At 55.5% G+C, this 12,055-nt stretch carries 10 protein-coding genes; 6 read left to right on the top strand and 4 right to left on the bottom strand.

The window, feature by feature from the left end:
• Positions 1 to 48 precede the first annotated feature (48 nt).
• Positions 49 to 1,332 (bottom strand): NupC/NupG family nucleoside CNT transporter, encoded by a 1,284-nt coding sequence (locus HALTITAN_RS11335; RefSeq protein ID WP_009287198.1) that lies wholly within the window; start codon positions 1,330 to 1,332, stop codon positions 49 to 51.
• Between the two features lie 168 nt (positions 1,333 to 1,500).
• Positions 1,501 to 2,346: an outer membrane protein OmpK gene (locus HALTITAN_RS11340; protein WP_009287199.1), complete on the bottom strand. Its 846-nt coding sequence runs from the start codon at positions 2,344 to 2,346 to the stop codon at positions 1,501 to 1,503.
• Between the two features lie 310 nt (positions 2,347 to 2,656).
• On the opposite strand from HALTITAN_RS11340, the gene HALTITAN_RS11345 reads away from it, so the two are divergent.
• From HALTITAN_RS11345 to cyoE, 6 genes are all read left to right on the top strand, one after another.
• Positions 2,657 to 3,439 carry a DeoR/GlpR family DNA-binding transcription regulator gene (locus HALTITAN_RS11345; protein ID WP_022520638.1) on the top strand — a complete coding sequence of 261 codons (783 nt, stop codon included), beginning with the start codon at positions 2,657 to 2,659 and terminating at the stop codon, positions 3,437 to 3,439.
• Positions 3,440 to 3,784: 345 nt separating this feature from the next.
• Complete coding sequence (gene cyoA / locus HALTITAN_RS11350) at positions 3,785 to 4,792, top strand: ubiquinol oxidase subunit II (RefSeq protein WP_009287201.1); 1,008 nt, start codon at positions 3,785 to 3,787, stop codon at positions 4,790 to 4,792.
• 3 nt (positions 4,793 to 4,795) lie between these two features.
• Complete coding sequence (gene cyoB / locus HALTITAN_RS11355; protein ID WP_009287202.1) at positions 4,796 to 6,772, top strand: cytochrome o ubiquinol oxidase subunit I; 1,977 nt, start codon at positions 4,796 to 4,798, stop codon at positions 6,770 to 6,772.
• Complete coding sequence (gene cyoC / locus HALTITAN_RS11360; RefSeq protein ID WP_009287203.1) at positions 6,772 to 7,392, top strand: cytochrome o ubiquinol oxidase subunit III; 621 nt, start codon at positions 6,772 to 6,774, stop codon at positions 7,390 to 7,392. Before cyoB ends, cyoC begins: the two co-directional genes overlap by 1 nt.
• A gap of 1 nt (position 7,393) precedes the next feature.
• A complete protein-coding gene (gene cyoD, locus HALTITAN_RS11365; RefSeq protein WP_022520636.1) occupies positions 7,394 to 7,714 on the top strand; it encodes a cytochrome o ubiquinol oxidase subunit IV in 321 nt (106 codons plus the stop codon).
• Positions 7,672 to 8,595 carry a heme o synthase gene (gene cyoE, locus HALTITAN_RS11370; RefSeq protein ID WP_009287204.1) on the top strand — a complete coding sequence of 308 codons (924 nt, stop codon included), beginning with the start codon at positions 7,672 to 7,674 and terminating at the stop codon, positions 8,593 to 8,595. Before cyoD ends, cyoE begins: the two co-directional genes overlap by 43 nt.
• An 88-nt stretch (positions 8,596 to 8,683) precedes the next feature.
• On the opposite strand, the gene pta is transcribed toward cyoE, so the two are convergent.
• Positions 8,684 to 10,864, bottom strand: coding sequence for a phosphate acetyltransferase (gene pta / locus HALTITAN_RS11375; protein ID WP_009287205.1), 2,181 nt, complete (start codon positions 10,862 to 10,864; stop codon positions 8,684 to 8,686).
• Positions 10,861 to 12,045, bottom strand: a complete 1,185-nt coding sequence (locus HALTITAN_RS11380) for an acetate/propionate family kinase (RefSeq protein ID WP_022520634.1) — start codon at positions 12,043 to 12,045, stop codon at positions 10,861 to 10,863. Before HALTITAN_RS11380 ends, pta begins: the two co-directional genes overlap by 4 nt.
• Positions 12,046 to 12,055 lie beyond the last annotated feature (10 nt).

The following is a 12,055-nucleotide window of genomic DNA, read 5'->3' on the forward strand; positions in this document are numbered from 1 at the left end:
CTGCGGATAAAGCCGCAGTGCCCGCCACCTTCAGTAAAACCCGCTGCGTTAAGCAGTGACGTTACTTAGGGCGATAAAGAAGCCAGCAATCGAGGCCGACATCAAGTTGGACAGTGTACCGGCCAATACGGCTTTGACGCCAAAACGAGCAATCTCTTTGCGGCGGGTAGGGGCAATGCTACCCAGGCCACCCAGCAGAATCGCAATGGAGGAGAGGTTCGCAAAGCCACACAGCGCAAAAGAGAGGATCGCCATGGTGTGCGGTGTCATCATCTGACCCGTCGCAGCTACCACCTGTTCCCCATCAATGTAAGGCGCTAGGTTGATGTAGGCGACAAACTCGTTGACCACTAATTTTTGGCCAATGAATGAACCAGCCAGCGTCGCTTCTTCCCAGGGTACACCCAACAGGAAGGCAAGCGGGGCAAACAGCCAGCCCAGGATCAGCTCCAGGCTCAGCGAGTCAAAGCCCACCCAGCCGCCAATGCCACCCAGGATGCCGTTGATCAACGCAATCAGCGCGATAAAGGCGAGTAGCATGGCGCCCACGTTGGCCGCGAGCATTAGGCCCGAGGTAGCGCCCGATGCTGCAGCGTCCAGTACGTTGGCAGGTTTATCTTCCAGGGCTTCAATCTCTTCTTCCACCTTGGTAACGCTGTCGCTGTCGGTAACGTCTTGGGTTTCCGGCATGATCAGCTTGGCGAACAGCAACCCGCCCGGCGCCGCCATAAAGGAGGCCGCTACCAAGTACTCCATGGGAATACCCAGCGCGGCGTAGCCCGCCAATACTGAACCGGCGACCGATGCCAGACCACCACACATAACGGCAAACAGCTGCGAAGGCGTCATGCGGGCGATAAACGGACGCACCACCAAAGGTGCTTCGGTCTGGCCGACGAAAATATTTGCCGTTGCAGAAAGCGACTCCGTGCGAGAGGTGCCCAGGGCTTTTTGCAGGGCACCACCGAGGATGCGAATCACCCACTGCATAATGCCGATGTAGTAGAGCACGGCGATCAGCGAGGAGAAGAAGATAATGACGGGGAGTACTTTGATCGCAAATACAAAGCCGACATTATCCACATCGGCTAAGCCGCCGAACAGAAAGCCGATACCATCGTTGGCATACACCAAAATTTGGCTAACGCCGGAGGAGATGGCCTGTAGTACCGCTTGGCCAAACGGCACATAAAGTACAAAGGCACCAATCCCCGCTTGTATAGCAAAGGCGCCCAGCACGGTACGTAGCCGGATCGATTTACGGTCGTAGGAGAAGATCAGGGCAATGGCCACCAGAGTGACCATGCCTACCAAGCTCATAAGGAGTGTCATAAGGAGATCCTTCGAGTCCGGGAACCTCTAATTAACTATTGCGCTTGCCTATACGGCGTTAAAAATCGCCTCAAAATGCTCATTTACTGCTCGTAAACTCCGCCTTTTCGTTGATTTTTGCCTTGTCTAGCCTGCGCTCATTACGTTAATCAAAGGCTCCTAAAGCGGTTATAGTAAGTTGAGCTTGACGGAGTAGATCATCGCATTCTGATAATCGTTGGGGGTACCCAACTTATTCTCAGAGTAGCGGTACTGAATGCCGGTGGTGATCAAATCGCTCGGATGCCACCATAGGCTCAGTGCACCGTTGGTGCCTACACTGCCCGCTGTATCGCCCACGTAGTTCTGCTCCAGATACTCATCGTCGCGACCAAAGGTCTGTTCGTGCCAGTTGGTGACGCTGAAGTTCTGGTTGAGTGCAGTGAAATCATAACCCGCGACCCAGCCTGCCATATAGCCGTTCATGCCGGTATAGCTGTTACTTTGTACCCGCGCAGCACCGATAAAAGGCTTGAACCACAGGCCATTGTCGAAGGTAGTGCGGTAACCCAAACCAAGAATCTGATCCTGCTCGCGGCTGTTATAACCGTAATCGCGGAAGTCATACAGGTGGGCGTAAATCGACAGCGGGCTGTCACCCAGGTAAATGTGTGAGGTCACTTTACCCGCGGTGCGGAAGTTGTCTTTACCACCGCTGGACTCGTCGAACTGGTCGTTGGTGGGGTTCTCGAAATCAAAGAAGCCGTAGAACTCGCCCCAGCTAAAGCCAGCGCCGCCTTCGATTTCGAGAAACATAAAGTCGCTTTTCGCCGCGTTGGAAGCGGTGCGCGCCTCGGTACCGTTTGACCAGTCCAGGTAGTTAACCGAAACGTTGGCGAATGACCACAGCCGATCAAGGGGATGCGGCTGAGCAGCCTCGTCTGCCATTAGCGGCGTAGTGAGTATGGCCCCTAATACGCCAGCGCCAAGCGCGATCTTAGACGAAGGGGGGCGAGAGTGTGTACGAGCAGTCATGAGAGCCTCAACATTGGTTGTCGCGGAGCCACTTGGGTGTGGCTATCCGAGGTTGTAGTCGTGCGGGCTGGCGTTAATGTTAAAATTATAACATTTAGTGTTATTTTTCTAACGTTGATTTGCAAGAGTTGTCACATCAACGCTATTTAAATGTCATATGGCTCTCATTGTGGCACTAATAGCACCAATAGCCGTCGTAGCAGTGGAAATTACGCCGCCGCTCGCTCAGCATAGAAATGAAAATGGACGCAACACCGATGCTCTCGTTGCGAAAATCACAACAAGAGGGGTTTGCCAGGAGATGCCCACCATGAATGGCCGTAGTGCGCTGCGCCTTGCCAAGCTTCAGGAAGCGCTTGCCAGTGGCGGTACTCTTCATCTGCGCGATGCCGCAGAGCTATGCGATGTTTCCGAAATGACCATCCGTCGCGATCTGACGACTCAGGATACTGCCATTAGCCTGCTGGGTGGACGCCTAGTGATGGCAAACTACCCTGGCGTAACGCCTATTTATGACTTGACCGAACAGCAGGCTAGCCACTACCAGGCCAAGTATCGGCTTTGTCAGCGGGCGTTAGCCTACATAGAAGAGGGCGATACGCTGTTTATCGACTGCGGCTCAACGCTAATGCCGCTGCTGAGCCAGTTAAGTCATTTCCGAGAGCTGACGGTAGTGACCTATGCGCTTAATGTTGCCAATGCCGTTGCCGCCCTGCCCAACGTGCGCTTGGTGCTACTGGGCGGGCTGTTTTATGCCACCTCGCAGTCATTCGGTAGCGACAATATGACTGCTGCTATCGAGCGGTTAGGCATTAATAAGGCGCTGATCTCCGCTGCAGGGGTGGATTTAGAGCGTGGTGTTAGCTGCTTTCACTTTCACGAAGTGGCGCCTAAACAGGCTGCCATTGCCACCGCTATGCAGCGCCTGTTGGTGGTAGATGCCAGTAAGTTCAGCGTAGTTCGCCCGGCCTATTTCGCTGCTCTGGACGATTTTGATGTGGTGGTTACCGACGAAGAGGGCGCCCCGCAGTTGCTTAAAAAAAATGGCCGCGTTGTACCTGAGATAGTGGTTCCCACCGTCACAGTGGCGTAAGCGATTTCCCCCTTGCTCATCCCAGTCAATACCTTGGGTGCGGCAATGCGCCACTTCTTTCATGATCTCGATCAATAGAAAATACTTTAGTCTTAACTGCTTAAGCCTTTAGTGCTTAGGCCAGCGAGGCTCGTCGCCAATTCCCATCCGGCGACGCATATTTTTCCCGGAGCAATGGCGCCCAGCGTCACGTGTGCACTGTCCTTGAGAGCGTTTTCCTAGCACGTTTTCAAGAGCGCCATGCAGAGCATGTTTTGGGAAGAGTATGGGGTGGTAGTTAGCCTGCTATGTAGAAGGGCGACATGGCTAGCTAGTGTTTTAAACAACCTCTGACGAGATCACACCATGCAACGACGCTCACTTTGGCGCAGGCGAGGCACTCTAGTGCTCCTTGCGCTGTGTCTGTTTCTAGCAGGCTGTAGTTCAGCGCTGCTAGACCCAAAAGGCCAGATTGGCGCTGAGCAGCGCACACTGATTCTGACCGCCTTTGGCCTAATGTTGATTGTAGTTATTCCTGTGATTGTCATGACGCTGCTGTTTGGCTGGCGTTACCGGCGTAGTAATAGCCTGGCTAAATACACGCCTGATTGGGCGCACTCCAACGTGATTGAAGCGGTGGTGTGGATCGTGCCCTGTGCGATTATCGCGGTGCTCGCCCTGTTGACCTGGAAGACCTCCCATAGCCTTGATCCCCACAAACCGCTGGAAAGCGATGTGGCGCCGATCGAAATACAGGCGGTGGCGCTTGATTGGAAGTGGCTGTTTATCTACCCCGAGCAGGGTATTGCCAGTGTTAACGAAGTGGCCTTTCCGGTAGATACACCGGTGCGCTTTAGGGTCAGCTCAGGCTCAGTGATGAACGCTTTCTTTATCCCCCATCTTGGCAGCCAGATTTATGCCATGGCGGGCATGGATAACGATGTCCATCTCATCGCCGATGAAATTGGTAGCTACCCTGGTCGTTCCACCAACTACAGTGGCGCGGGCTTCTCTGGCATGACCTTTGAAGCCAAGGTGACCAACCCCGAGGATTTTGACGCCTGGGTGGAAACGGTACGCGCTGCTCCACAAACGCTGACCTACCCAGAAGGTTATGAAGCGTTGGCGGAACCTAGCGAATCGAATCCGGTTGAGTACTTCTCAGCCATTTCACCATCGCTGTATGAAAGCATCTTACGAAGCTTCCATACCGGCGGCGAGCATCAGATGGGCGGCGATCATGCTGACTCCCACGATGGCGAAAATGAGAAGACTGCCGATCACGCGGCCGAATCAGGTCATGTCACTAACAACCATGCTAGTCAGGATAATGCCATGCGCAGCCACTCCTCTAGCGTAGAAGTGGGAGGTTAAGCCGTGTTTGGAAAACTCACGTTAGAGTCAATTCCCTACCACGAGCCGATCATCATGGTCGTCGCGGCCTTTATGGCCATTGGTGGGATCGCACTGTTTGGTTTAATCACCTATTACCGTAAGTGGGGCTGGCTGTGGAACGAGTGGTTTACCTCCGTTGACCATAAAAAGCTCGGCATTATGTATTTCATCGTCGCTCTGGTGATGCTGCTGCGCGGCTTCTCGGATGCGATAATGATGCGCACCCAGCTGGCCATGGCCGCCGGGGATGCAGCGGGCTATTTACCCCCTGAACACTACGACCAGATCTTTACCGCCCACGGCGTGATTATGATCTTCTTTGTCGCCATGCCCATGGTCATCGGCTTGATGAACCTTGTGGTGCCGCTGCAAATTGGTGCCCGCGACGTTGCTTTCCCTTTCCTGAATAACTTAAGCTTTTGGCTGTTTGCGGTCTCCGCGATACTGGTCAATATCTCGCTGGTGGTGGGCGAATTCGCCAAAACCGGCTGGCTCGCTTACGCGCCGTTATCGGGGATCGAGTTTAGTCCCGGGGTGGGGGTCGACTACTGGATATGGGCGTTGCAGATATCCGGTATAGGCACCACGCTGACCGGTATTAACTTTTTCGTGACCATCATTAAAATGCGCACCAAAGGCATGACGATGTTCCGCATGCCGATCTTCACCTGGACCTCGCTGTGCGCCAACGTGCTGATCATTGCTTCCTTCCCAATTTTGACCGCGACCATCGCGCTGCTAACGCTGGATCGCTATTTGGGTATGCACTTCTTTACCAATGATTTTGGCGGCAACATGATGATGTACGTCAATCTCATCTGGGCCTGGGGCCACCCGGAAGTTTATATCCTGATTCTGCCAGCCTTCGGCGTGTTCTCTGAAGTGATTGCGACCTTTGCCCGTAAGCGGCTGTTCGGCTACGCCACCATGGTGTGGGCGACCATTTCGATCACCTTGCTCTCGTTTGTGGTTTGGTTGCACCACTTTTTCACCATGGGGGCGGGCGCCAACGTCAACGCCTTCTTCGGCATTATGACAATGATCATCGCCATTCCTACCGGGGTGAAAGTGTTCAACTGGCTGTTCACCATGTTCCGCGGCAGCCTGGAACTCACTTCGCCGGTGCTATGGACGCTGGGCTTTATTATCACCTTTACCCTAGGCGGTATGACCGGCGTTATGCTGGCGGTGCCCGCGGCTAACTTTGTGTTGCATAACAGCCTGTTCGTTATTGCGCACTTCCACAACGTTATTATCGGCGGCGTGGTGTTCGGCATGATGGCGGGGCTTACCTATTGGTTCCCCAAAGCGTTCGGTTTCACTTTGAACGAAAAGTGGGGCAAGCGTTCGTTCTGGTGCTGGTTTATCGGCTTCTACGTCGCCTTTATGCCGCTTTATGTACTGGCCTTCTTTGGTGCCGTGCGCCGCATGCAGTCCTACGCCAACCCCGAATGGCAGCCGTGGATGATTCTGGCCTGGGTAGGCGCGGTAATCATTATGCTGGGCATTGTCTGCACCATCATCCAGTTCTGGGTGAGTATTCGCGACCGCAAACAGAACGCTGATGTCACCGGCGACCCCTGGAATGGTCGCACCTTGGAGTGGTCAACCTCTTCTCCAGCGCCGTTCTACAACTTTGCACGTCTGCCGGAAGTGGGCGATATCGACAGCTTCTGGTCGCAAAAGCAGCGTAGCGAAGAGCAGCTTGAAGAAGCCCCCTATACCGATATTCATATGCCTCGTAATACCGTGGCCGGGCCAGTTATCAGCTTCTTTGCGCTGGTCATCGGCTTTGCGCTGGTGTGGCATATCTGGTGGTTAGCCGGCGTCGGCGCCGTGGGTGTATTCATCAGCTTTATGGCACGGGTATTTAACGACGATATCGACTACTACGTTCCCGCTGCTGAAGTTGAGCGAATCGAACGTGAGCATCAACAACGCGTGGAGGCGCAAGCGTAATGTCGACTGATACGCTAAATCATAGCTCGCACCACCCGGTAGAGCACGAAGAAGAGCATCACGATGCCTCGGGCACGAAATTGTTTGGTTTCTGGGTCTACTTAATGAGCGATTTGGTGATCTTCGGGTCACTGTTCGCCACTTACGCCGTGCTGATGAAGGGCACGGCGGGTGGGCCAACTGGCGCTGATATCTTTGAATTACCTTTGATCCTTTTCGGAACCTTTGCACTGCTGATCAGTAGTTTCACTTTCGGTATGGGCGTTTTGGCAATGCATGCCAACCGTGTTGGCCAAGTGAAAGTGTGGCTGATTATTACCTTTCTACTGGGCTTGTGCTTCCTGGGGATGGAAGTCTATGAATTCCAGCATCTAATCCATGAAGGGTACGGTCCGGACCGTAGCGGCTTTTTATCGGCCTTCTTTACCCTAGTCGGTACTCACGGGTTGCACGTTACGTTTGGCATGATCTGGATTTTGGTGATGTTGGTACAGCTTTACACCAAAGGGTTGAACGATATGACCCGGCCGAGGATTTTGTGCCTAAGCCTGTTCTGGCACTTCCTCGATATTGTCTGGATCTGTGTCTTCTCATTCGTCTATCTGATGGGAGTGTTGTGAGATGAGTGCAAGTTCAACCAATGCCCATGGCAGCGTTAAGTCGTATGTGACAGGACTGGTATTGTCGCTGATACTGACCATTATCCCTTTTGCGGTGGTGATGAGTGGCGCTTTTAGCGTATTGGCTACCGTGATTGTGATAGCCGTGACCGCGGTGTTGCAGATACTGGTGCAACTGGTCATGTTTATGCATATGAGTACCAAAGCCGACGAAGGCTGGAATCTGATGTCCTTCGTCTTCACACTGACGATTCTCGTCCTAGTGGTAGGAGGCTCGCTGTGGATCATGCAGCATCTGCATCTCAACATGATGATCGGCTAATCTCAGCGCCCAGCCGCTGGCGGGATCTGCTCGAGCTGACCAAGCCGGGCATTATCGGCGGCAACCTGATTGCCACCCTGGGGGGCTATTTTCTCGCCGCCCAAGGGCAGTTCGAGTGGCTCAGCTTTGTGTCGGTCATGGTGGGGATTGCATTAATCATCGCGTCAGGCTGTGCGTGTAACAACGTTATTGACCGCGATATTGATGCATTGATGGCGCGTACGCGCCATCGCCCCCTGGTAAGAGGCAGCATCTCTATTACCCAGGCACTGGGCGTTTCGGCGCTGCTGGGTGTATCGGGGGTGGTGTGCCTGGCGCTGGGCACCAACGGGCTAACCGTTGCCTTGGCGGTGATTGGCTGGGGCGTGTATGTGGGGCTTTATAGCCTCTATATGAAGCGCCGCTCGGAGTACGGCACCTTGGTAGGCAGCCTCTCCGGCGCCATGCCGCCGGTGGTTGGCTACTGCGCCGTGACCGGTCAGTTCGACAGCGGTGCCATTATGCTGCTGGTGATTTTCTGCCTGTGGCAGATGCCGCACTCCTATGCGATTGCGATCTTCCGCTACGCCGATTATCAACGGGCATCGATTCCGGTACTGCCGGTGGTGCGCGGGGTGAAAATGGCCAAACACCATATCCTTGGCTACATTGTGGCGTTTATTCCCGCCTCGCTGGCGCTAGGGCTGGCCAGCCAAGCGGGCGCGGGATATCTGTGCGTGGCGCTGACCATGGGCGGCTACTGGCTCTACTTGGCACTGCGCGGCTACCGTTTAGATGACGATGTGCGCTGGGCCAAAAAGGTGTTTGGCGTCTCTATCCTTACCATCACCGCGATGAGTTTAGTCATGGTGCTGGAATCGATGGTGCCGATGTGGGTTTAGCCCTCACATACCGTTAAGCCGTTAATAAAACGCCCCAAGCAGTTATCTGCTTGGGGCGTTTTTATTGGCTAGGGAAAGTTTCTGTAACTCAGCTTTCCCGCTGACTGGCCTGAATGGCGGTTAGTGCAATGGTGTAAACGATATCGTCGACCAGTGCGCCGCGGGAAAGATCATTCACTGGCTTGTTCAACCCTTGCAGCATGGGGCCAACGCTCACGACGCGGGCACTTCGCTGCACTGCTTTGTAGGTGGTATTGCCGGTGTTGAGGTCGGGGAACACAAACACGGTGGCTTTACCTGCCACTGGCGAGTCGGGGGCTTTCTGCTTGCCCACGCTCTCGATGGCAGCGGCGTCGTACTGTAGCGGGCCGTCGATGGCCAGGTGCGGCGCGCGTTCTTTAGCAATCCGGGTGGCTTCGCGGACTTTATCCACATCCGCGCCGGTGCCGGAGTCGCCGGTGGAGTAGCTGATCATGGCGACACGTGGCTCGATACCGAAGGCTTCAGCGGAGCGGGCGCTTTGTAGGGCGATTTCGGCCAGGGTTTCAGCGTCTGGGTCGGGATTCACCGCACAGTCGCCGTAGACTACCACCTGCTCGGGCAGCAGCATAAAGAAGATCGACGAGACTTGATTATACTCCGGCGCGGTTTTAATCAACTGGAAGGCGGGCCGCACGGTGTTGGCAGTGGTGTGTACGGCGCCGGAAACCAGTCCGTCGACTTCATCTAACTGCAGCATCATGGTGCCGAGCACCACGTTATCTTGCAACTGCGCTTCGGCGGTTAGCTCGTTGAGTTTGCCACGACGACGCTCGACCATCGGGCCAATATAGTTCGCACGGGTGCTTTCAGGGTCAACAATCGTCAGCGATTCTGGCAGTGTCAGACCGCGGTTGCGCGCTACATTTTCGATATCGTCGCGCTTACCCAGCAGTACGCAGTCGGCAATGCCGCGGCGCTGGCAGATTATTGCCGCTTCTACGGTGCGCGGTTCATCCCCCTCCGGCAGCACTACGCGCTTTTTAGCCAACTGGGCAAGTTTAACCAACTGGTGGCGAAACGCTGAAGGTGAAAGGCGGCGGGTATAACCGCTGCTCAGGTGGGCTTTTAACCACTCAAGATCCATATGGGCTGCGACGTAACGGGCCACCTGTTCGGCGCGTTCGAAGTCGTCCATAGGGATTTCGCTGCTTAGCTGGCTGAGGTGCTGTGCTGTGGTCAGGCTGTCGGTTTCTACTGCCAAGACCGGTAGGCCTGTTTTGAGCGCGGGGCGGCACATCTCGATCATGCTGTCGTTGGGCATAAAGCCGTTGGTCAACAGTACGCCCGCTAGCTGAATACCGTTCATGGTCGCCAGCGCTGAGGCCAGCACCACATCGTCGCGGTCACCGGAGGCCACTACCAGGCTACCCGGGGTGAAAATATGCAGTGCGTTGGCAGCACTGCGGGCGCAGAGGCTAGTGGAGAGTACCCGACGGCTGGCTGCCTCGCCTTCGTTCAACAACTTGGCATTAAGCGCTCGGGCCACATCCAGAGTGCGCGGGGCGCTAAGCGTTTTGCTGTAGGGCACCACACCAATCAGGTGGAATTTATCGGTCGCCAGGGCGGGGGAGTACTGGCGCAGCTCAGCGAGCACTGACTCTTCCAACTGCGGTTTGAAGGTGCCCGGTGCTGCAGAAAGATCATCTTCCTGCGCGTAGGGCAGATTTTTCATGCGCATCAAAATGCCGCCCAGCGTGCGGCTGGAGCTAACCCCGCCAAAGCTGCGGGCGTGCATATCAAGCTGCTCGGCCAGCGCCTGGGGCTCGTTTAAATCACCGGATCCGACAAGAATAATTCGCGCATTAAGCGCGTTGGCGAGCTGGGCGTTGGTTTGGGTGGCGTAGGTGGTGTGCTGAGTGGGCACTACGCCCTCTACCACGACTAGGTCTAGGGTGCTGCCATCGCGGTGGGCCTGTTGAACAACCTGTTCATAGAGCTCGACGGCATTTTCCATCAGCTCATCGATTTGGTCGTCGCGCAGCAAGCGCTCAAGGCGAGCCTGGGAAATCGGCGAAGGCGGGCGCTGATTGAGTGCCCGGGAAACCAATGCGGTGGATCGATCCAGGCCTGGGCCGTTCAGCTCGTTCTGCATAAACGGCTTTAAAAACCCGGCTTTCAGACCGATGGTATCCAGCGCTTGAATTAACCCCAGACAGGCGGAGGTAAGCCCGACGCCCTGGCTGGTAGGCACTAACAGAATCGCTTGTGGCTGGTCGGGGTGAGTCATACACGTGTCTCTAGGCAGTGGCGGGTTTCCATGGCAATGCGGCCTTCTTCATCGGTAGGGATCACCCACACCTGGGGGCCTTCATGGCTGGCGCTATCCAGCTTGCCCTCTTTGCCGCGGATAGTCGCTTCGTTAGCGTCGTTATCCAGCGCAAAGCCGAAGTGGGGCAATAGGGCGAGCACACGGCGACGTACAATCGGCGAGTTTTCGCCGATACCGCCGGTGAAAATAACCCCATCAAGCTGGGGCAGGGCGCAGGAGAGCCCCGCCAGAGATTTAGCGATCCGGTAGCAGAATACCTCTACCGCCAGCTGTGCGGTGGCGTGCCCTTGTTCAGCAGCCTCCTCAATTTCGCGCATGTCGTTGGTTAAGCCTGAAAGGCCCAGTAGGCCGCTCTCTTTATTGAGCACGTCGTCGATTTTGTCTAGCGACCAGCCCAGTTGGCGGTGCAGGTGGGCGTGCAGGCCAGGGTCAACGTCGCCACTGCGGGTGCCCATCACCAAGCCTTCCAGTGGGGTAAGGCCCATGCTGGTATCCTGGCTTTGATTGTTCCACACCGCGCTGGTGGAGCAGCCATTGCCCAGGTGGGCAGTCAGCCAGCCGCCTGTGCCACGGCTACTCAGTTCGCCCGCCCGCTGGCTAACATAAGCATGGCTGGTGCCATGAAAGCCGTAGCGGCGAATGCCATGCTCAGCGTAGAGGCTTTCTGGTAGTGCGTACCGGTAAGCACGCGGCGGCATGGTTTGGTGGAAAGCGGTATCGAACACTGCCACTTGGGGCAGCTCAGGAAAGACGTTCTGGGTCGCCGCAATACCTGCTAAATTTGCTGGGTTATGAAGGGGGGCAAGTGCTGCGGTGGTTTGGATAGCCGCAATGACACTAGCGTCGATGAGTGCGGCCTGGGTGAAGTGCTCGCCGCCATGCACGATGCGATGGCCCACCGCCGCTGGTAATCGGCCCTCCATACGCTCAAGGATCGCGTTAAGTGCTTGGGTGTGGTCAGCGCCAGGAAGTGGTTGGTTGAAACGATCACCGGCGCTGTTTTTGCCCTTGAGGCGTGCATCCTCGCTACCCAAGCGTTCCGCTATGCCCTCAAGTCGCGGTGCCTGAGGGTCGGAATCAATCAACGCGTATTTAATAGAGGAGGAACCGCAGTTAATGACCAGCACCGGTGCGTTCATAAAAACCTTT

Origin of the sequence: Vreelandella titanicae BH1 (assembly GCF_000336575.1) — a bacterium.
GTDB classification, from domain to species: Bacteria; Pseudomonadota; Gammaproteobacteria; order Pseudomonadales; family Halomonadaceae; genus Vreelandella; species Vreelandella titanicae.

Bases quoted from the DNA above. Each gene is read 5' to 3' on its own strand.
- pta (WP_009287205.1), bottom strand. From the start codon at position 10,864: ATGACTCACCCCGACCAGCCACAAGCGATTCTGTTAGTGCCTACCAGC.
- cyoC (WP_009287203.1), top strand. From the start codon at position 6,772: ATGTCGACTGATACGCTAAATCATAGCTCGCACCACCCGGTAGAGCAC.
- cyoD (WP_022520636.1), top strand. From the start codon at position 7,394: ATGAGTGCAAGTTCAACCAATGCCCATGGCAGCGTTAAGTCGTATGTG.
- HALTITAN_RS11380 (WP_022520634.1), bottom strand. From the start codon at position 12,045: ATGAACGCACCGGTGCTGGTCATTAACTGCGGTTCCTCCTCTATTAAA.
- HALTITAN_RS11335 (WP_009287198.1), bottom strand. From the start codon at position 1,332: ATGACACTCCTTATGAGCTTGGTAGGCATGGTCACTCTGGTGGCCATT.
- HALTITAN_RS11345 (WP_022520638.1), top strand. From the start codon at position 2,657: ATGAATGGCCGTAGTGCGCTGCGCCTTGCCAAGCTTCAGGAAGCGCTT.
- HALTITAN_RS11340 (WP_009287199.1), bottom strand. From the start codon at position 2,346: ATGACTGCTCGTACACACTCTCGCCCCCCTTCGTCTAAGATCGCGCTT.
- cyoA (WP_009287201.1), top strand. From the start codon at position 3,785: ATGCAACGACGCTCACTTTGGCGCAGGCGAGGCACTCTAGTGCTCCTT.